We start from the raw sequence: 20,455 nt of genomic DNA on the forward strand, positions 1-20,455 counted from the left end.
GCGCCGTTTGTCTTTTTAAGCTCTCTTTAAGCGCGAGCCTTCGCTACCTGGCTCGACAGAAATGCAACATCAGAACTGATCGTCCGACAACGCCAGCACACTCTCTCCACCCTTCGCGCTGACGATCGAGGCTTCCAACGCCGAAGCCAACGGCAGCACATGCTCAGCATAAAACTGCGCGGTTGCGATCTTCGCGCCATAGAACGACGGATTTTCAGCACGCTTGTCAGCCGCCACGAGCAACGCACGCGCCATCTGCCAGCCGCCCAGGACAACGCCCGCCAGCTTCAGATACGGCACACTGCCCGCGAACACCGCGTTAGGATCGCTCTTCGTGTTAGCGACAACGAAATCGACCGCCGCGCTCAGCGAGCGATGGCCCTGCGTCAGGTACTTCTTCATCGATTCGAACGCAGCGCCTTGTTGCGCGCCGAGTGCTTCGATCGTTTCAGCCACGCCGGCCAGCAGCGCCTTCGCCACCTTGCCACCGTCACGAACGGTCTTGCGGCCGATCAGATCGTTTGCCTGAATCGCGGTCGTCCCTTCGTAGATCGGCAGAATGCGCGCGTCGCGGTAGTACTGCGCGGCGCCAGTTTCTTCGATGAAGCCCATGCCGCCATGCACCTGCACGCCGAGGCTCGTCACGTCGATCGACAACTCCGTGCTCCAGCCCTTCACGATCGGCACAAGGTATTCGTAGATCGCCTGATGTTCGGCACGTTTTGCTTCGTCAGGATGACGATGCGCGATATCGCAGTGAGCCGCGGCGACATACGCCAACGCGCGCGACGCTTCGGTGAGACCACGCATCGTGGCGAGCATGCGGCGCACGTCCGGGTGCTGAATGATCGCCACCGATTGTTTCGCAGAGCCATCCACCGGCCGGCTTTGCACGCGATCCTTTGCATACGCCACAGCTTGCTGATACGCACGATCGGACACGGCAACACCTTGCATGCCCACCGCGAAACGCGCCGCGTTCATCATGATGAACATGTACTCGAGGCCGCGATTTTCTTCGCCGATCAGATGCCCGATCGCGCCGCCGTGATCGCCGAATTGCAGCACCGCAGTCGGGCTCGCCTTGATGCCGAGCTTGTGCTCGATCGACACGCAATGCACGTCATTACGCTCACCGAGCGAACCGTCTTCGTTGATGAGAAACTTCGGCACGATGAAAAGCGAGATGCCCTTCACGCCTTCCGGTGCATTCGGCGTGCGCGCCAGCACGAGATGGGCGATGTTCTTCGCCATGTCGTGCTCGCCCCACGTGATGAAAATCTTGGTGCCGAACAGCTTGAACGACCCATCACCCTGTGGTTCGGCGCGCGTGCGCACCAGCGCGAGATCGGAGCCGGCTTGCGGCTCGGTCAGGTTCATCGTGCCGGTCCACTCGCCGGAAATCAGCTTGGGCACGTAGGTTTGCTTCTGCTCTTCGCTGCCCGCTGTGAGCAGTGCCTCGATGGCGCCATCCGTGAGGAGCGGGCACAGCGCGAACGACAGGTTCGACGCGTTCAGCATCTCGATACAGGCCGTGGCGATCAGCTTGGGCAGACCCTGGCCTTCGTAGTCGACCGGATGTTGCACGCCTTGCCAGCCGCCTTCGCCGAACTGGCGGAATGCGTCCTTGAAACCGGGCGTTGCGGTAACCACGCCGTCTTTCCAGCTGCTCGGATTGCGATCGCCTTCCACGTTCAGCGGTGCCAGCACTTCGCCGCACAGTTTCGCCGATTCGTCGAGCACGGCTTGCGCCGTGTCGAGGTTGGCATCTTCGAAGCCCGGCAGCGTCGCGATATCTTCGAGACCGGCCAGCTCTTTCATCACGAACAGCATGTCCTTGATGGGCGCCGTATAGCTCATTTCAGTTCTCCTCCTGCTTTTGATATAAAAAGGGCGCTGGACTTGATCAGTCCCGCGCCCTTTGTTTGCTGCCAGACGCCTTTTACAACACGGCGCTGCGGCTGTTAGCCGAGCTCGCTAACCAGTTCCGGCACGAGCGTGAACAGATCGCCCACCAGACCGTAATCGGCAACGCTGAAAATCGGCGCTTCCGCATCCTTGTTGATCGCCACGATGACCTTCGAGTCTTTCATACCGGCTAGGTGCTGGATCGCGCCCGAGATGCCGACCGCGATGTAAAGTTGCGGCGCGACGATCTTGCCGGTCTGGCCGACCTGATAGTCGTTCGGCACGAAGCCCGCATCCACTGCCGCGCGCGATGCGCCCAGCGCTGCGTTCAGCTTGTCCGCCAGCGGTTCCAGAACCTTCGTGTAGTTCTCGCCGTTGCCGAGACCCCGGCCACCCGAGACGATGATCTTCGCCGAGGTCAGTTCCGGGCGGTCCAGTTTCGTCACTTCACGGCTCACGAACTGCGAGAGGCCCGTGTCGGCTGCCGCTTCGATCTTCTCGACCGTTGCGCTGCCGCCTTCTGCTGCCACCGGGTCGAAGCCGGTCGTGCGGACCGTGATGACCTTGATCGGGTCTTGGGACTGAACCGTCGCGATTGCGTTACCCGCGTAGATCGGACGTTCGAACGTGTCGGCCGAATCCACTGCGGTAATGTCGCTGATCTGCGCGACGTCCAGCTTCGCGGCGATACGCGGCGCGATGTTCTTGCCGTAGGCGGTCGCCGGCGTGAGGATGTGCGTGTAGTCCTTCGCGATGTTCATCACGGTTGCCTGGACGTTTTCCGCCAGGCCCGCTTCGAGTTGCGCCGCGTCGGCCAGCAGCACCTTCGAAACGCCTGCAATCTTCGCTGCCGCTTCTGCCGCAGCCTGTGCGTTGTGACCTGCCACCAGCACGTGGATATCGCCACCAATCTTCTGCGCGGCTGCAATCGTGTTCAGCGTCGCGGCCTTGATCGACGCGCTGTCGTGTTCTGCAATTACCAGATTCGTCATTTCGTCCGTCTCCTCACAGCACCTTGGCTTCGGTCTTCAGCTTCTCGACCAGCGTCTTCACATCCGGCACCTTCACACCGGCGGAGCGTTTCGGCGGCTCAACGACTTTCAGCGTCTTCAGGCGCGGCGTCACATCAACGCCGAGGTCTTCCGGCTTGACGACTTCCAGCGGCTTCTTCTTCGCCTTCATGATGTTCGGCAGCGTCACGTAGCGCGGCTCGTTCAGGCGCAGGTCGGTGGTGATCACAGCCGGCAGGCTCAGCGACAGCGTTTCCGCGCCGCCGTCGACTTCGCGCGACACCGTAGCCTTGCCGTCAGCGACGACAACCTTCGACGCGAAAGTAGCTTGCGGCAGGTTCGCCAGCGCAGCCAGCATCTGGCCGGTCTGGTTCGAATCGTCGTCGATGGCCTGCTTGCCGAGGATGACGAGCCCAGGCTGTTCCCTGTCGACCAGCGCCTTGAGCAGCTTGGCGACCGCCAGCGGCTGCAGTTCTTCGCCCGACTCGATCAGGATCGCGCGGTCCGCGCCAATTGCCAGCGCTGTGCGCAGCGTTTCCTGCGCTTGCGTCACACCGGCCGACACAGCGATCACTTCGGTCGCCACGCCCGCTTCGCGTAGACGCACGGCTTCTTCAACCGCGATTTCGTCGAACGGATTCATCGACATCTTCACGTTCGCGATGTCGACGCCCGTGCCGTCCGATTTGACCCGGACTTTCACGTTGTAGTCGACCACTCTCTTGACTGGCACCAGGATTTTCATGCACACGCTCCAAAGTTACGAATACGTCAACCCAACGGACATTATAACGACTGCCCTCATGGCAGCCTGATCGCGGGCGCTCTAGCAGAAGGATATCGCTCCTCAGCGGCGTGACGGCAATAACGAACGATCGTTCTATTTTAATCTCGAAAAAACCCGGGAGACAACCCCGGGTTAAGACTTACGACTCTAATTTTGCATTGCCGTCGTGTCTTGTCAGGCGAAACGGCCGAAAAACGGCCGTCAAATCACCAGGCGGTAATCACCGCCCCACCAAACTTGCTTTCGACAAACTGCTTCACTTCCGGCGAATGATACGCCGCGACCAGCTTCGCAACCCACGGTTTGCTCTTGTCCGCTTCGCGGATTGCGATGATGTTCACGTACGGACCCTTCGGGTCTTCGATCGCGATGGCGTCCTGCCTGGGCTTCAAACCCGCTTCCATCGCGAAGTTCGTATTGATCGCGGCGGCGTCCACGTCGTTCAGCGAGCGCGGAATCTGCGCGGCGTCGAGTTCGACGATCTTCAGCTTCTTCGGGTTGTCGACGATATCGAGCGGCGTTGCCTTAAGACCCGCGTCCGCGCGCAGCTTCAGCAGACCCTGCTTCTGCAGCAACAGGAGTGCCCGGCCGCCATTGGTCGGATCGTTCGGCACCGCGATCTTCGCGCCCGGCTGCAATTCAGCCAGGGTCTTCACCTTCTTCGAATAAATGCCCATGGGATACGTGACCGTATCGGCGATGCGGATCAGCTTGTAGCCGCGGTCCTTCACCTGGGCCTGCAAGTACGGATCATGCTGGTAGCTGTTCGCGTCCAGATCGCCGCCGGCGAGTGCCGCGTTCGGCTGCACGTAGTCGGAGAACTCGACGATCTTGATGTTCAGACCGTTCTTCGCCGCGACCGTCTTCACGACCTCCATGATCTGCGCGTGCGGGCCGCCGGTGACGCCAACCTTGATCGTGTCTTCAGCGTGAGCCACGGTGGCGGCAGCGAACAGCGACGCGGCGCCGAGTGTGGCGGCCAGCTTGAGAATGAAACGACGTTGCATGATGGACCTTTTCCGAATCTATCGATTCTGTTGTTTACTTATGGCTCAAACGACGCACGAGCCAATCCCCGAACGACTGCACCAGTTGCACGAAGACGATCAAAATCACCACGACCGTCACCATCACTTCCGGCAGAAAACGCTGATACCCGTAACGAATGCCCAGATCGCCAAGCCCGCCGCCGCCGATCGCACCGGCCATCGCCGAATAGCCGACCAGCGAGACAAACGTGATCGTCAAACCGGCGACCACGCCCGGCAGCGACTCCGGCAACAGCACCTTGAAGACGATCTGACTGGTGGTCGCGCCCATCGCCTGCGCCGCTTCGATCAGGCCGCGGTCGACTTCGCGCAGCGCGGTTTCGACCAGACGCGCAATGAACGGCGCCGCGGCGATCGTCAGCGGCACTACGGCCGCAGCCGTACCGATCGACGAACCCACCACGAGACGCGTGAACGGAATCACAGCGACCAGCAAGATGATGAACGGCGTGGAACGCACCGCGTTGACGATCACACCCATCACACGATTCACGGCAATGTTCTGCAGCACGCCCTGACGGTCCGTCAGATACAGCAGCACGCCGAGCGGCAGACCGACCGCTGCGCCGACCAGTCCGGAGATGCCCACCATCACGAGTGTTTCCCAGAACGACTGGACGAACATATCGAACATTTCACTCAACATACGACAGCTCCTCGACCACCACACCTTGTTCGCGCAGATAGGTCAGCGCCTGTGCGACCTTCGTCGGTTCGCCACCCGCGAGCACCGCGAGTGAGCCGAACGCCTGCCCCTGAATCTCGTCGATCTGGCCATGCAGGATGTTGAAGTCGAGTTCGTAGCGGCGAATCGTTTCCGACAGGATCGGCTGATCGACACCCGAACCAGTGAACGCCAGGCGCAACAAGTGGCCGCTGCCGGTCTTCAGGCGTTCGGCCACGCGCGCCTTCATCGCGGGCGGCAGTTCCTGCGCGATCACGTCGCCGATCAGCGCGCGCGTCACTTCATGATGCGGTTGCAGGAACACGTCGATGACCTTGCCCTCTTCGACCACGCGGCCGGCGTCCAGCACCGCGACGCGGTCGCAGACCTGCTTGATCACGTCCATCTGGTGCGTGATCAGCACGATCGTCAGGTTGAGTTCGCGATTGATACGCTTGAGCAGATCAAGGATCGAGCGCGTGGTTTCGGGATCGAGCGCGGAAGTCGCTTCGTCGGAGAGCAGCACCTTCGGCTTGCTCGCCAACGCACGCGCGATGCCCACACGCTGCTTCTGCCCGCCGCTGATCTGCGCCGGATAACGATCCTTCTGCGCCGACAGGCCGACCAGTTCGAGCAGCGGCAGCACGTTCGCCTCGATCTCATCGCGCTTCATGCCGGCGAGTTCGAGCGGCAACGCCACGTTCTCGTACACCGTGCGCGACGACAGCAGGTTGAAGTGCTGGAAGATCATGCCGATTTCGCGACGCGCCTCGCGCAACTGCGCGGCGGGCAGCGTCGTCAGATCACGGCCGTTGACGACGATATTGCCTTCGCTCGGGCGCGTCAGCAGATTGATGGTGCGTACGAGCGTACTCTTGCCCGCTCCGCTGCGGCCGATGATGCCGAACACCTCACCCGCCGGAATCGACAGATTGACGTTGTGCAGCGCTTCGACCCAGCCCCGGGGTCCGGCGAACCGCTGAGAGATATTGCGTATTTCGATCATGGAAAAACGAAACGGCGGAGTTTGCCAACGAGCGTTGTGCGCTCCCGACAAGCGGCCGCCGTTGCTTTTATTGGGATTTGAGGCCGCAATTCTACCGCAGCGCCGTCATTCCCTTTAATAATCAATTTCGATCTTTTCATAACCACAGAGCATTAGAGGCATGCCTGGCACCAGATGCTCGCGCGTGGGCGCCCGCTGCGACTATGATCGGGCGAATCGAAATCAGGACACGTCCAGGATAAACGGCAGCCATGGAAACAACCCGATCCGGCAATGTGCGTCCCCCTGCGGGCGCACCGAAAGGCGGTGCCGCGCTGCGCTCGACGATCACAACGAGCGACGGCATGGAACTGCCGCTGTATCGCTGGCCCGCCACGACACCGCTGCGCGGCACGGTCGCGCTGGTGCACGGCCTCGCGGAGCACGCCGGGCGTTACGCGGCACTGGCGGATCGGCTGAACTCGGCCGGCATCGAACTCGTCGCTATCGATTTGCGCGGACATGGGCATGCGCCGGGCAAACGCGTGTGGGTCAACCGGTTCGACGACTATCTGCTCGACGCCCAGGCCTTGCTCGATGAAGCGGCAACCAGTTGTGCACCGCTGTTCCTGATGGGTCACAGCATGGGCGGCGCAGTTGCTGCGCTTTACGCGATCGAGAGGCTTGAAGCAAGCGGGCGTCGGCTGAGCGGTCTGATCCTGTCGAGCCCCGCGCTCGCGCCAGGCCGCGATGTACCGCGCTGGATGCTCAAGGTGAGCCAGGTGATCAGCCGCATCTGGCCGACCTTCCCGGCGATGAAAATCGACGCGGCTTTGTTGTCGCGCCTTCAGCCCGTGGTGAACGCCAATCGCAATGATCCGCTGGTTCATCACGGCGCGATTCCCGCGCGTACAGGTGCGGAGCTGTTGCTGGCGATGGCGCGCATCGAACGCGGCCGTGCGGGCCTGCGCGTACCGCTACTGGTGTATCACGGCACCGCCGACAAACTCACCGAGCCCGAAGGCAGCCGCGATTTCGGCGCGCACGCAGGATCCCCCGACAAGACGCTGACGATGCACGAAGACAGCTATCACGAAACGATGAACGATCTCGACCGGGATCGGGTGATCGGCGCGCTGATCGACTGGATCGAGAAACGGCTGCCCAAAGCCTGAGCGCCGCACAGACAGCAGAAGTTCGGGCTTAAGCACGCACGAGGAGTACTAAATCTGGCCCGCAGCCAGCAACGGCCCGGCTAACTCTTCCAGTCGGGTTGTCGTTTGTCGATGAAGGCCTGCACGCCTTCGAGCGCGGAGTCGTCCATCATGTTGCAGGCCATGGTCTGGCCGGCTAACTGGTACGCCGCTTCGATCCCCATTTCGAGCTGGCGATAAAACAGGCCCTTGCCGGCGCTCACCGCTTCGACGGGTTTCGCGCAGATGCTTTTCGCGAGCCGCGCGACCTCGGCATCGAGCGCGTCCGCCGGCGCAATGCGATTCACGAGTCCCTGCTGCTTCGCCTGGAGAGCGTCGATGAAATCGCCGGTGAGCAGCATTTCGAGCGCCGCCTTGCGCGAGAGATTGCGCGACAGCGGCACCGAAGGCGTCGCGCAGAAAAGACCCAGGTTGACACCCGAGACGGCAAAGCACGCGGTATCGGCAGCGACTGCCAGATCGCACATCGCGACCAGTTGACAGCCGGCCGCCGTGGCGATGCCGTGCACGCGCGCGATCACCGGTTGCGGCAAGCGCTGGATCGTCAACATCAGTTTCGTGCAGCGCGCGAACAACGCCTGGTAGTAAGCGAGCGACGGCGCCGCGCGCATTTCCTTCAGATCGTGTCCCGCGCAGAACGCGCGGCCCGCGCCGGCGATCACCACCACCCGCGCGTTGGACTCCGCCAGCGCCGTCAGCGCCGACTGCAACGCGTCGAGCAGAGCCTCGGAGAGCGCATTGAAGGCATCGGGCCGGTTCATCGTCAAACGGACGACGCCCGGCACGCCGTAGGCGTCGTGTTCGATTTCGACCAGCGACGCACCGCGCACCTCGGCATTCATGGCTCGCTCCTCGTTGAATTCGTGCATTTCGCGACGTTCGGGCAGCTTTGGTCGCGTGACAACTCAGATCCCGGCCAGCGAGCGCACATGCGCCACCACGCTGCGCCCCAACGCCGACAGGTTGTACCCGCCCTCGAGACAACTGACGATCCGTCCCTGCGCATAGCGCTTCGCGATCTCGCGCATCTGATCGGTTATCCATGCGTAGTCGTCTTCGACGAGACCCATGTTGCCGAGATCGTCCTCGCGATGGGCATCGAAGCCAGCCGAGATGAAGATCATCTCCGGCTTGAATTCATGCAGGCGCGGCAGCCACATCATGTCGACCGCCTCGCGCACCGCCATGCCTTTCGAGCGCGCCGGCATCGGCACATTGCACATGTTGGGCGCCTGATTGTCGGCGCCGGAGAACGGATAGAACGGATGCTGGAAGATGCTGCACATCAGCACGCGCGAATCGCCCGAAAAGGCTGCTTCGGTGCCGTTACCGTGATGGACGTCGAAATCGATGATCGCCACGCGCTGCATGCCATGCACTTCAAGCGCGTGACGCGCGGCGATCGCGACGTTGTTGAAGAAGCAGAAGCCCATTGCACGCGCCGGCTCCGCATGGTGGCCGGGCGGGCGCACGCTGCAGAACGCGTTGTCGTAGCGGCCTTCGATCACGGCGTCGGTCGCGGCCACCGCGGCGCCGGCTGCGCGCAACGCGGCCTGCAACGTGTATGGGTTCATCGACGTGTCGGGATCGATTTCGGCGAGACCCTCCACCGGCGAACAGCTGCGGACGTAATCGACGTGGGCTTGCGTGTGCACGCGTAGCAGCGCGGCGTCATCGGCGAGCGGCGGCGACTCGCGCTCGATCAGCGAGTCGATGCGGCTCGCGATGAGTTGATCTTCGATTGCCTGCAGGCGTGCCGGGCATTCGGGATGCCATTGCCCCATATCGTGCAGCAAACAATCGGCGTGGGAATAGAAGCCTGTTGCCATGATTCTCGTCTGCGGCGCGGCGCTTTCAAGGCGCGCGCGGCGTGTCTCCGTCCATGGGCGCGCACACTGGGCGCGCCAACATTTGCCAAGTTACCACACCATGCGACTGTGACGCGCTGGGCACAGTTTTGCAGAAAGCGTCGGGTATACTGCCCTGTCCGTTTCCCCCTGTCTCTTTCGCACTGCGCCCCTAGCTCACTATGACCGTCAAGCTTGCTCTGTCTGCACGAAACCGGCTACGCATGAAGACCGCAACCGCCGCACTGTCCGTCGCATCGTGCATGTTCATGGCAACCAATCCGGCAATAGCGCAAAGCGCCGCGAAAAAGCCGCCGGTTCTGCTCGCGCAAAGCCAACCGCAACCGGCCGTGCCGCAAGGGCAAACCTTCGAAGAAGAGATCATTCCGCAGCGCTACGCGAATAACCCGAATGTCGACGCGTTCATCAGCGACTTGTCCGCGCGCTATGACTTCGACGAAGCCGCGTTGCATGCGTTGTTCGCTCGCGTGAGCTATTCGGCCACCGCGGTCAAGCTCGTCACCCCGTCGCCCTCCCCGTCGATCAAGAACTGGCGCGTGTATCAGTCGCGCTTTCTCGACCAGGTGCGCATTAACGCCGGCGTGCGCTTCTGGCGCGCCAATCAAGCCACGCTGCAACGCGCCTACGAAGAATTTGGCGTGCCGCCGGAAGTGATCGTCGGCATCATCGGCGTGGAGACGATTTACGGGCGCTTCATGGGCAACTTCCGCGTGCTCGACGCGCTGACCACGCTCAGTTTCGACTATCCGAACACCGCCAATCGCGCGGATCGCCAGGCGACCTTTCGCAAGAATCTTGAAGATTACCTGGTCTGGACACGCGATTCGCAAATCGATCCGACCACCGTGCTCGGCTCCTACACCGGCGCGATCGGCATTCCGCAGTTTCTGCCGAGCAGTATCGTGCAATACGCGGTGAGCTATGACGGTAACAAGCAGATCGATCTGCGCACAAGCCAGGCGGATGCGATCGGCAGCGTGGCAAATTATCTGCGCCAGAACGGCTGGGAAAACGGCCGGCCGGTGGTGTGGAAGATCGGCACGGACGCCGGCAGCCTGGGCGTGGCGCAAGCGGCCGCCGACGGTAAGCCGGAGCCGCATTGGCCGCTGGATCAATTGCTCCGTGCCGGACTGCTGCTGAACGAGCCGGGTGTCGATATCGCCTCGGAAGCCGGCACGCCTGTGACGGTGGTGGATCTGCCGTCGCCGGGACGTGGCACCGAGTACATGCTGGGCCTGAAGAACTTCTATGTGCTCACGCGCTATAACCGCAGCTTCTTCTACGCGCTCGCAGTTTATCAATTGGGGCAGCGGGTCAAGGCTCAGATGGAAACAAGCGACGCGGCGAATGCCAGCAGCAATGCTGCGCCGCCGGTCGCGGCCTCGCAATGAGCTGAGCGGCGGCGGTTGTCAGGCACCCGGTTGCCAGACACTCACCGCATCACGAACGGGTAGCAAGCGACACAAAAAAGCGCCGGTTAAACCGGCGCTTTTCATTGACCAACCCGCATTGGCCAACTCGTTTTGAGGGCTACTCAATGCGCCGCGGCGCAATCAAGCCGGGAACACACCCGTAGACAGATACCGGTCACCCCGATCGCAGACGATAAACACAATCGTCGCGTTCTCGACCTGGCGCGCGACGCGCAACGCCACCTCACAGGCCCCGCCCGACGAGATGCCGGCGAAGATCCCTTCGACCGAGGCCATGCGCCGCGCCATCGCTTCGGCTGCGGCCTGGCTCACGTTCTCGACGCGGTCCACGCGGCTACGATCGAAAATCTTCGGCAGATAGGCTTCCGGCCATTTGCGAATGCCCGGAATGCGCGAACCCTCTTCCGGTTGCGCGCCGATGATCTCGATCGCCTGATTCTGTTCCTTCAGATAGCTGGACACGCCCATGATCGTGCCGGTCGTGCCCATCGACGAGACGAAGTGCGTGATGCGCCCTTCGGTGTCGTGCCAGATTTCCGGACCGGTGCCTTCGACGTGCGCTGCCGGATTGTCCGGGTTCGCGAACTGATCGAGGATGATGCCCTTGCCTTCGCGCTGCATCTGTTCAGCCAGATCGCGCGCGTACTCCATGCCACCCGTCACCGGCGTCAGCACGATCTGCGCGCCATAGGCCGCCATGCTCTGACGGCGCTCCACCGACAGGTCTTCCGGCATGATCAGCACCATCTTGTAGCCGCGGATCGCCGCAGCCATGGCCAAGGCGATGCCGGTGTTGCCGCTGGTCGATTCGATCAGCGTGTCACCCGGCTTGATACGCCCGCGTGCTTCCGCTTTCTTGATCATCGACAACGCCGGACGGTCCTTCACCGAGCCCGCGGGATTGTTGCCCTCGAGCTTCGCAAGGATCACGTTATTGCGGCTGCGGATCTCGTCGTCAGGGAGCCGGACGAGTTGCACGAGCGGCGTATTGCCGATCGTGTCTTCAATCGTTTTGTAAGCCATATGGGTTCTGGTGCTGTCGATGCGCGGAGTCTTCAATCCATCGATTCTAAACCACCGTGCGCACGGCTGCCGTGCGGCCCTTCTAGCCGCATGGATGCAGGTGCCGACCGACGGGCGCACGCAACGCAAAAAGCCCGCGGCTGAGAACCGCGGGAGCCAGTCATCTGCATGACAGCTGAAGGAGTGTTCTTACCCACTCCGACCATGAAGGGGAACGACGGTAACAGACCAGGCGCGGGACCATGCGCACGGAAGTGACCAGCCTCGCGCGCACGGCTCGCGTCAGGCTATTTCTTCACCGCCACAGTGGCGTTCTTTGGGGTTGCCGCCGCGCTAGTCGAGTTGGCCGCGTTGGCGCCATTGCTCGCAGCGGCCGCACCTTTGCTCTGTGCAGACGCCGCAGCCTGCGGGTTAGCAGCCGCGCCAGCCGGACCGACAGCGAGACCCTCCGCCTGCAGGCGCTCGACGGTATGCCCGCCCATGCCTTTGACGCGCTTGCCGAGATCGGCCGGGTCCTTGAAAGGACCATGCGCTGAACGCTCTTCGAGAATGGCTTTCGCCTTGGCAGGACCGATGCCCTTGATGCCGCGCAGCGCATCCTCGTTAGCCGTGTTGACGTCGACCGCCGCATACGCGTGGCCGAAAGCGGCGAGCATGGCCGCGGTAACCAGAATTTTTCGAAACATATGGAATCTCCCTCGTACAACCGGTTGGCGACCATCACCAACCGGGAGATTCCAGTTTAAAGAGGTATCCGAAAGATTTACACCTGGCCGAATAGCCAACGTACGTAGCGATCGACACCTTCCTGTACGCTCAGGAACGGCGCGTCATAACCGGCAGCACGCAACCTGGTCTGGTCGGCCTGCGTGAAGCATTGGTATTTGCCGCGTAATGCATCGGGGAACGGAATGTATTCGATCAACCCGCGCTGCACCTGATCCGCGAGCGACAAGGGCGGCTCGTTGTTCAACGCACGCAATGTGTTGACCACCGTGCTCGCGATGTCGTTGAACGGCTGCGCGCGGCCACTGCCCAGGTTGAAGATGCCCGACTTGTCCGGATTGTCGAAGAAGAACAGGTTGACCTTCACCACGTCTTCGACGGAGACGAAATCGCGCGTCTGTTCGCCGGCGGCATAGCCGTTGTATTCGCCGAACAGCTTGACCTTGCCCTCGGCGCGAAACTGGTTGAAGTTGTGAAACGCCACCGACGCCATGCGCGCCTTGTGCGTCTCGCGCGGCCCGTACACGTTGAAATAACGGAAGCCGGCAATCTGGCTCTTCGAGGTGGGCAGCACGCGGCGAATTACCTGGTCGAACAGGAATTTCGAGTAGCCGTACACGTTCAGCGGCTGCTCGACTTCGCGCTCTTCAACGAAGCGGCTGGAGCCGCCATACGTGGCCGCCGAGGACGCATACAGAAACTGAATGTTCTGCGCGAGACAGACATCGAGCACTTCACGGCTGTAGCGGAAGTTGTTGTCCATCATGTAGCGGCCGTCGGTTTCCATCGTGTCCGAGCAGGCGCCTTCGTGGAAAATCGCGCGCACTTTGCCGAAGTCGCCACGCCTGAAGCGCTCGACGAATTCGGTCTTGTCGAGATAGTCGTCGATTTCGCAATCGACGAGATTCTTGAACTTGTCCGCGCGCGTGAGGTTATCGACCGCGACGATGCGTTGTTCACCGCGCTCGTTGAGCGCCTTCACGAGATTGCTGCCGATAAAGCCGGCCGCGCCGGTGACGATGAGGGTCATGATGATCCTGCGGTAATGGGCTTTGCATGGGATCGGAGTAAGTGCTTTGCACCAACTCCGATCGACAGCTCAGTTGACGCCTCGCGGGTCCCTCTTTTGCGCCGCTGAAACTGAAGCGCAAGGCAGGAAACCCGGTGGGCTGCATCAATGAAAAAGTTCGTCGTAGGTGACGGTAGCGGTGCCGAGTTTGCCGACCACGATGCCGGCCGCGCGATTCGCGAGTCCAACCGCCTCGACCAGCGTAAGACCCGCGCCGAGCATGGCGGCGAGCGTGGCGATCACGGTGTCGCCCGCGCCCGATACATCATACACTTCGCGTGCGACAGCCGAAGTGTGCAGGATGCCGTCGTCGGCGAAGAGCGTCATGCCCTCTTCTGAACGCGTCAGCAGCAGCGCCTTGAACTCGAGATCGGCACGCAGTTTGGTTACGCGCGCGATCAGATCCTCTTCGGATTTCCACTGTCCGACCACCTCGCGCAACTCGGCGCGATTCGGCGTGATCAGCGTGGCGCCGCGATAGCGCTCCCAGTCGTCACCCTTCGGATCGACCAATACCGGCTTACCCGCCGCATGCGCCTTGGTGATCATCTGCGTGACGTGCGTGAGACCGCCCTTCGCGTAATCGGACATCAGGATCACGTCGTGCGACGGCAGCAGGTCGTCGAAACGCGCGAGCCCCGCGAGCAGCACCTCGTGCGCGGGCGAGTTTTCGAAGTCGACGCGCAGCAACTGTTGCTGACGCGACAGCACGCGCAGCTTGATGGTGGTGAGCAAATCCGGATCGCGTTCCAGATGCGGCGCCACCCCGCTTTCGGCGAGCAGTTGCACGATGCGCTCGCCGGGCTCGTCATGGCCGACCACGCACAGCAAACCCGCTTGCGCGCCGAGCGCCACCGCATTGCGCGCCACGTTCGCGGCACCGCCGAGACGGTCTTCCTGGCGCTGCACATGCACGACCGGCACCGGCGCTTCCGGCGAAATACGGTTCACGTCGCCGAACCAGTAGCGATCGAGCATCACGTCGCCGACCACTAGCACGCGCGCCGCGCCAAGGCGTTCACGCGGCACCACGGTCAGTGCGGACGTGGGTGTGGACTGAGCGGCCTCAGGCATTGCTGGAGACATCGGCCGGAAGTTCAGAGGGCTTGGCATAAGGTCGTCCGATCGAGTGATAGTCGATGCCGAGTTCGGTCATCGCGTCCGGCTCGTACAGATTGCGGCCGTCGAAAATCAGCGGTGACTTCAGCACCGATTTCAGGTGCACGAAATCCGGGCTCTTGAACTCCTTCCATTCGGTGACGACCACCAGCGCGTCGGCGCCGGTGAGCGTTTCGTCCTGGGTACTCGTGAACGTGAGACGCGCGAGCTGGTCCGGTGCATCGTGCAGATCGATCGCGAACACGCGGCGCGCTTCGGCCACCGCGACCGGATCGTACGCGCGAACCTGAGCGCCACGCGTCAGCAATTCAGCGATCACGCGACGGCTCGGCGCCTCGCGCATGTCGTCGGTATTCGGCTTGAACGCGAGACCCCACACGGCGAACGTACGGCCGCTCAGATCTTCACCGAGCTTGCTCGTGATCTTGTGCACCAGCACGTCTTTCTGCCTGTCATTCACTTCCTCGACCGCTTCGAGGATGCGCAGATTGTGGCCGCTTTCGCTGGCGGCGCGGATCAGCGCCTGCACGTCCTTCGGGAAGCATGAACCGCCGTAGCCGGCGCCGGCGTACAGGAAGTGATAACCGATACGCGGGTCCGAGCCGATGCCGCGACGCACTGCTTCGATATCCGCGCCGACCCGGTCCGCCAGATTCGACATCTCGTTCATGAACGAGATGCGCGTGGCGAGCATCGCATTGGCAGCGTATTTCGTGAACTCAGCCGAGCGCACATCCATGTACAGCGTGCGCTCGTGATTGCGGTTGAACGGCGCGTACAGGCGCTTCATCAGCTCACGCGCGCGCAGGCCGGCTTCGTCTTCATCGCTGCCGAGCACGATGCGATCGGGACGCATGAAGTCGTCGACCGCCGCACCTTCCTTCAGAAACTCAGGGTTCGACACCACCGAGAAGCGGTGCTGTTCGCTATTGGCAAGCCCGCGCTTGGCCAGTTCCTCTTCGACCACCGCACGCACGCGTTGCGCGGTACCAACCGGCACCGTCGACTTGTCGACGATCACCTTGAAGCCGTTCATCGTGCGGCCGATATTGCGCGCCGCTTCGAGCACGTATTGCAGATCGGCCGAGCCGTCTTCGTCGGGCGGCGTGCCGACAGCGATGAACTGCACCTCGCCGTGCGCCACGCTCGCTTCGATATCCGTCGAAAACGTGATGCGGCGCGCCGCACGCGTACGGGCGATGATCTCCAGCAAGCCCGGCTCGTGGATCGGCACGCCGCCGTTGTTGAGGATTTCGATCTTGCGCGGATCAACGTCGAGACAGAAGACGTCATGGCCGATTTCGGCGAGGCACGCGCCGGTGACGAGGCCAACATAGCCCGTGCCGATAATGGTGATTTTCATACGCTTTCCGGTAGAGGGTTCCGGTGAGGGTTTCTCGTAGTGAACAAGGCCGTCATGATCCCGTCCGGCCTAATTCGCCTCACGGGCCGCCGTCGTTGCGGCGCGGCTATGCAATTCCATTCGCTATCAGTTCGACGCCGTGATCGGTTCGACGCGACGCGGCGCATAGGTTTCCCAACCGCTGCAACCCGGGCACTGCCAGTAGAACAGCCGTGCCCTGAAACCACAATTCTGGCACGTATACCGTGGCAGATTTTTGGTGCGCTGGCGAATCAGCGTACGCATCAGTTCGAGCTCGCTCTTCCGCGGCTCTTCCGCGACGGCTTCCTGCGCTTCCAGGAGACGCGTCATGCCCGCCAGATTCGGCGACTTCTGCATCTGCGAGCGTGCCAGCGCGTGAGCGGCGTCGGGCCCGCGCACCGCCGCAATGTGCTGATAGGTCACGTCGAGCAGATCGTTCGACGGATAGCGATCCACCCACGTGATGAGCAGATCGGCGCCATCCTGCGGACGGCCGAGCGCCTCATAGGCCTTCATCAGCTTTTCAGCGACGAGCGGCAAATAGGCCGGATTCTGTTCCTCGACGCGCCGCCATTGGACGACCGCGGCCTCTTGCGAACCGGCCGTCGCGTCCACGTCGCCGAACAGGATCGTGGCGCGTACGTTCGTTGGGTTCGCCTTCAATGCAAAACCAAGCTGACGGCGCGCCTCATCTGCATTTTTCTGCTGAAGCGCTTCCTGCGCGAGCTCGCAATGAAACTGCGCGATTTCCTTGTCGAGCGACTCGGCGCCCATTGTTTCCAGATGGCGCGCGATATCGATCGACTTAACCCAGTCTTTCTCGATCTGGTAGATGGTGAGCAGCGCACGCTGCGCGCCCAACGCGTAATTGCCGGTTTCGAGCGAGCGAAAGGTTTCCTCGGCGCGATCGAGCAAACCGGCCTTCAGAAAGTCCTGACCCAGTTCGTACAGCGCGTGATCGCGCTCGGTGACGGGCAGATCGGTGCGGCTCAGCAGGTTCTGATGCACGCGAATCGCGCGATCCGTCTCGCCGCGGCGGCGAAACAGGTTACCCAGCGCGAAGTGCAGCTCGACCGTTTCCGGGTCGAGTTTGACGACTTCGATAAACGCGTCGATCGCCTGGTCAGGCTGCTCATTGAGCAGGAAATTCAAGCCACGGAAGTACGAGCGCGGCAGGTTGGCGCTTTCGGACAGCAGCGTCTTGAGGTCGTAGCGCGCGGCCATCCAGCCGAACGCAAAAGCGACGGGTATGACAAGCAGCCACCAGAAGTCTAGATCCATGCGATTAATGCAAATGTCCGGGAAAGCCGAAGCGGAAAGCCGCGCTTTAGAAGCACGGCAGAAGACAACTTAGATCAGCGGCGGCATGGGCGGTTGTTCGACCACCACCGGGGCTTCGCGCGCCACACGCAACTCGCGCTTGAGCCGGCCATTCTCCATGCGCAGGCGCACCATGCCCGGCATGGACGACACCAACCCGGCCAGCAGCCCCACCACGAAGAACGCGAGGCCGATCAGAATCAAAGGCGCCGACCACGCGTAACCCGCGAGGAAATTCAGCGTAGCAGTTTGTGTATTGGAGAGTGCGAGCACCAGCAGGAGCACGAACACCAGCACACGGATCAGCCAGACGATAAATTTCATGAATAGGTCTCTTGACGGCAGTTGCGGGGTGACGCCGGCTTGATGACGCGTCGCGCCACGGTGTTGCCCGCGCCGAAGTGACCCGTATTGTAATGGATGCCCTCGCGGCTGGGCAGGAACTGGCTAATAGAGGACTTACGCGGGGTTTACCTTGCCGCAAGAGGATGCGTCGGCAGGTGTGTTCGATCGGGGGATGTGCCGCGCGTAAGTGACGAAAAAGCGGACGAAAAACTGTCAAAAGGCGGACAAAAGATGCGGACGAAAAAAAAGCGCCCGAAGGCGCTTTTTCTGGTCTTTTGCCGTCTGGCTTTGGCCGCTGACGCTACCAATGCCATGCTGCGAACCGCACAGCGAAGCATTTACAGGTCGTCGTCATCCGGCTCGTCGGCCTTCAACGGCTCGCCCGAACGTCGATCTACCCGCTCGCGCAATTCCTTGCCCGGCTTGAAATGCGGTACATACTTCTCAGGTACCAGCACCTTCTCGCCCGACTTCGGGTTACGCCCGACGCGGGAGGGACGACGATTAAGGCCGAAGCTGCCGAAGCCGCGAATTTCAATGCGATGACCGCTGGCAAGCGCCTCCGACATCGCATCAAGCATCGTCTTCACCGCGAAATCCGCATCTTTAAGTACAAGCTGCGGAAATCGCGTAGCCAGCTGGGCGACCAATTCCGATTTGGTCATACTGCAGCAGACCTCGCAAGAAAACGCCGGGCCGCCCCCATGTTGTTGCCCCCTCGCGGGGGACCTGCCGCAAGGCGACAGGTTTGGGGGCGTTCCTCAATTACTGGTTCTGACCGTCGAGCTTGGCCTTCAGCAGCGCGCCGAGGTTCGTCGTGCCGGTAGCAGCCGAGCTCGAATCCGACGAAGCCAGGCCGCGGATCGCTTCCTGTTGCTCAGCCGAATCCTTGGCCTTGACCGACAAGTTGATACCACGCGACTTGCGATCGATGTTGATGATCATCGCGTTGACCTTGTCGCCTTCCTTCAGCACGTTGCGAGCATCTTCCACGCGGTCTTGTGCGATTTCCGAAGCACGCAGGTAGCCTTCGACTTCCGCCGACAGCTGAACCACTGCACCCTTCGCGTCTACCGTCTTGACCACGCCGTCGACGATCGAACCCTTGTCGTTCATTGCAACGAAGTTGCTGAACGGGTCGCCTTCGAGCTGCTTGATGCCCAGCGAAATGCGTTCCTTCTCGACGTCGATGCCGAGAACGATCGCTTCCACTTCGTCGCCCTTCTTGTACTTGCGAACTGCTTCTTCGCCCGTTTCGCTCCACGACAGGTCCGACAGGTGAACCAGACCGTCGATGCCGCCCGGCAGACCGATGAAGACGCCGAAGTCGGTGATCGACTTGATTGCGCCTTGCAGCTTGTCGCCCTTCTTGAAGTTGCGGCTGAAGTCGTCCCACGGGTTCGGCTTGCATTGCTTCATGCCGAGGCTGATACGGCGGCGGTCTTCGTCGATTTCGAGAACCATGACTTCGACTTCGTCGCCCAGCTGAACAACCTTCGACGGTGCAACGTTCTTGTTCGTCCAGTCCATTTCCGACACGTGAACCAAGCCTTCGATGCCCGATTCGACTTCGACGAATGCGCCGTAGTCGGTGATGTTGGTGACCTTACCGAACAGGCGCGTGCCCGACGGGTAACGGCGGGAAATGCCTTCCCACGGATCGTCGCCCAGTTGCTTGATACCCAGCGAAACGCGGTTCTTCTCTTGATCGAACTTGAGGATCTTCGCGGTGACTTCCTGGCCAACCGACAGAACTTCGCTCGGGTGACGCACACGACGCCATGCGATGTCGGTGATGTGCAGCAGGCCGTCGATACCGCCGAGGTCCACGAACGCACCGTAGTCGGTGATGTTCTTCACCACGCCTTCCACGATCGCGCCTTCCTTCAGCGTTTCGAGCAGCTTTGCGCGCTCTTCGCCTTGGGTCGCTTCGATCACAGCACGGCGCGACAGCACGACGTTGTTACGCTTGCGGTCGAGCTTGATGACGCGGAATTCCAGCGTCTTGCCTTCGTACGGGGTCGTGTCCTTGACCGGACGCGTGTCAACCAGCGAACCCGGCAGGAACGCGCGGATGCCGTTGACCATGACGGTCATGCCGCCCTTGACCTTGCCCGTGATCGTGCCGGTCACGAGTTCGTTGTTGTCGAGAGCCTTTTCCAGCGACAGCCACGAAGCCAGGCGCTTCGCCTTGTCGCGCGACAGGATCGTGTCGCCATAGCCGTTTTCCAGCGCGTCGATCGCGACGGAAACGAAGTCGCCCGCCTGCACTTCTACCTCGCCCGCGTCGTTCAGGAACTCTTCGAGCGGGATGTAGGCTTCGGACTTGAGACCAGCGTTGACGACCACGAAGTTGTGGTCAACACGCACGACTTCGGCGGAGATCACCTCGCCAGCGCGCATGTCTTGCTTGGTCAGCGACTCTTCGAACAGAGCCGCAAAAGATTCGGTATTCGGGTTGGAAGTTTGCAGGTCGGACATAAAAATCAAAATTTGCATGGTTCTCGCGGTGCCCGGCTGGCCGGACGGTCAGCTACAACGGCAAGAGTGC

At 61.7% G+C, this 20,455-nt stretch carries 19 protein-coding genes; 2 read left to right on the plus strand and 17 right to left on the minus strand.

Annotated elements, in window-relative coordinates:
- Positions 1 to 69 precede the first annotated feature (69 nt).
- From PQQ86_RS14650 to PQQ86_RS14675, 6 genes are all read right to left on the minus strand, one after another.
- Positions 70 to 1,860, minus strand: a complete 1,791-nt coding sequence (locus tag PQQ86_RS14650; protein WP_408267938.1) for an acyl-CoA dehydrogenase — start codon at positions 1,858 to 1,860, stop codon at positions 70 to 72.
- 104 nt (positions 1,861 to 1,964) lie between these two features.
- Positions 1,965 to 2,900: an electron transfer flavoprotein subunit alpha/FixB family protein gene (locus PQQ86_RS14655; RefSeq protein WP_408267940.1), complete on the minus strand. Its 936-nt coding sequence runs from the start codon at positions 2,898 to 2,900 to the stop codon at positions 1,965 to 1,967.
- A gap of 13 nt (positions 2,901 to 2,913) precedes the next feature.
- Positions 2,914 to 3,663: an electron transfer flavoprotein subunit beta/FixA family protein gene (locus PQQ86_RS14660; RefSeq protein WP_097390076.1), complete on the minus strand. Its 750-nt coding sequence runs from the start codon at positions 3,661 to 3,663 to the stop codon at positions 2,914 to 2,916.
- Positions 3,664 to 3,911: 248 nt separating this feature from the next.
- On the minus strand, positions 3,912 to 4,712 hold the full coding sequence (locus PQQ86_RS14665) for a MetQ/NlpA family ABC transporter substrate-binding protein (protein ID WP_408267942.1): 801 nt from the start codon (positions 4,710 to 4,712) through the stop codon (positions 3,912 to 3,914).
- A 34-nt stretch (positions 4,713 to 4,746) separates the two neighbouring features.
- Positions 4,747 to 5,400 carry a methionine ABC transporter permease gene (locus PQQ86_RS14670; RefSeq protein ID WP_054037200.1) on the minus strand — a complete coding sequence of 218 codons (654 nt, stop codon included), beginning with the start codon at positions 5,398 to 5,400 and terminating at the stop codon, positions 4,747 to 4,749.
- Positions 5,390 to 6,424: a methionine ABC transporter ATP-binding protein gene (locus PQQ86_RS14675; protein ID WP_408267945.1), complete on the minus strand. Its 1,035-nt coding sequence runs from the start codon at positions 6,422 to 6,424 to the stop codon at positions 5,390 to 5,392. Before PQQ86_RS14675 ends, PQQ86_RS14670 begins: the two co-directional genes overlap by 11 nt.
- A gap of 251 nt (positions 6,425 to 6,675) precedes the next feature.
- Between PQQ86_RS14675 and PQQ86_RS14680 the strand changes: the two genes are divergently transcribed.
- Positions 6,676 to 7,578, plus strand: coding sequence for an alpha/beta hydrolase (locus PQQ86_RS14680; protein ID WP_408267948.1), 903 nt, complete (start codon positions 6,676 to 6,678; stop codon positions 7,576 to 7,578).
- A gap of 80 nt (positions 7,579 to 7,658) precedes the next feature.
- Here PQQ86_RS14680 and PQQ86_RS14685 read toward each other — a convergent pair whose 3' ends face one another.
- Positions 7,659 to 8,459 carry an enoyl-CoA hydratase gene (locus PQQ86_RS14685; RefSeq protein ID WP_408267950.1) on the minus strand — a complete coding sequence of 267 codons (801 nt, stop codon included), beginning with the start codon at positions 8,457 to 8,459 and terminating at the stop codon, positions 7,659 to 7,661.
- Between the two features lie 63 nt (positions 8,460 to 8,522).
- Positions 8,523 to 9,446, minus strand: a complete 924-nt coding sequence (locus tag PQQ86_RS14690) for a histone deacetylase family protein (protein ID WP_408267952.1) — start codon at positions 9,444 to 9,446, stop codon at positions 8,523 to 8,525.
- Between the two features lie 242 nt (positions 9,447 to 9,688).
- Here PQQ86_RS14690 and mltB point away from each other — a divergent pair, with 242 nt between their 5' ends.
- A complete protein-coding gene (gene mltB, locus PQQ86_RS14695) occupies positions 9,689 to 10,876 on the plus strand; it encodes a lytic murein transglycosylase B (RefSeq protein WP_408267955.1) in 1,188 nt (395 codons plus the stop codon).
- A 162-nt stretch (positions 10,877 to 11,038) separates the two neighbouring features.
- Here the strand turns inward: mltB and cysM are convergent, their stop codons facing one another.
- The 9 genes from cysM to rpsA form a co-directional block, all read right to left on the minus strand.
- Positions 11,039 to 11,941 (minus strand): cysteine synthase CysM, encoded by a 903-nt coding sequence (cysM, locus tag PQQ86_RS14700; protein ID WP_408267958.1) that lies wholly within the window; start codon positions 11,939 to 11,941, stop codon positions 11,039 to 11,041.
- Positions 11,942 to 12,228: 287 nt separating this feature from the next.
- On the minus strand, positions 12,229 to 12,627 hold the full coding sequence (locus tag PQQ86_RS14705; RefSeq protein ID WP_408267960.1) for a ComEA family DNA-binding protein: 399 nt from the start codon (positions 12,625 to 12,627) through the stop codon (positions 12,229 to 12,231).
- A gap of 77 nt (positions 12,628 to 12,704) precedes the next feature.
- Complete coding sequence (gene rfaD / locus PQQ86_RS14710) at positions 12,705 to 13,697, minus strand: ADP-glyceromanno-heptose 6-epimerase (RefSeq protein WP_408267963.1); 993 nt, start codon at positions 13,695 to 13,697, stop codon at positions 12,705 to 12,707.
- A 144-nt stretch (positions 13,698 to 13,841) separates the two neighbouring features.
- Positions 13,842 to 14,849 (minus strand): D-glycero-beta-D-manno-heptose-7-phosphate kinase, encoded by a 1,008-nt coding sequence (gene rfaE1 / locus PQQ86_RS14715; RefSeq protein ID WP_408267966.1) that lies wholly within the window; start codon positions 14,847 to 14,849, stop codon positions 13,842 to 13,844.
- Positions 14,803 to 16,218 (minus strand): UDP-glucose dehydrogenase family protein, encoded by a 1,416-nt coding sequence (locus PQQ86_RS14720; protein ID WP_408267969.1) that lies wholly within the window; start codon positions 16,216 to 16,218, stop codon positions 14,803 to 14,805. Before PQQ86_RS14720 ends, rfaE1 begins: the two co-directional genes overlap by 47 nt.
- A 126-nt stretch (positions 16,219 to 16,344) precedes the next feature.
- A complete protein-coding gene (gene lapB / locus PQQ86_RS14725; protein ID WP_408267973.1) occupies positions 16,345 to 17,520 on the minus strand; it encodes a lipopolysaccharide assembly protein LapB in 1,176 nt (391 codons plus the stop codon).
- Positions 17,521 to 17,589: 69 nt separating this feature from the next.
- The gene (locus PQQ86_RS14730; RefSeq protein WP_054037219.1) at positions 17,590 to 17,883 is read right to left on the minus strand and encodes a LapA family protein; all 294 of its coding nucleotides are present in this window, start codon (positions 17,881 to 17,883) and stop codon (positions 17,590 to 17,592) included.
- A gap of 359 nt (positions 17,884 to 18,242) precedes the next feature.
- Positions 18,243 to 18,569 (minus strand): integration host factor subunit beta, encoded by a 327-nt coding sequence (locus PQQ86_RS14735; RefSeq protein WP_408267976.1) that lies wholly within the window; start codon positions 18,567 to 18,569, stop codon positions 18,243 to 18,245.
- 100 nt (positions 18,570 to 18,669) lie between these two features.
- Positions 18,670 to 20,403, minus strand: a complete 1,734-nt coding sequence (gene rpsA, locus PQQ86_RS14740) for a 30S ribosomal protein S1 (RefSeq protein WP_028200080.1) — start codon at positions 20,401 to 20,403, stop codon at positions 18,670 to 18,672.
- Positions 20,404 to 20,455 lie beyond the last annotated feature (52 nt).

The sequence above is a fragment of the Paraburkholderia sediminicola genome, from assembly GCF_046026675.1.
Classification (GTDB): Bacteria; Pseudomonadota; Gammaproteobacteria; order Burkholderiales; family Burkholderiaceae; genus Paraburkholderia; species Paraburkholderia sediminicola_F.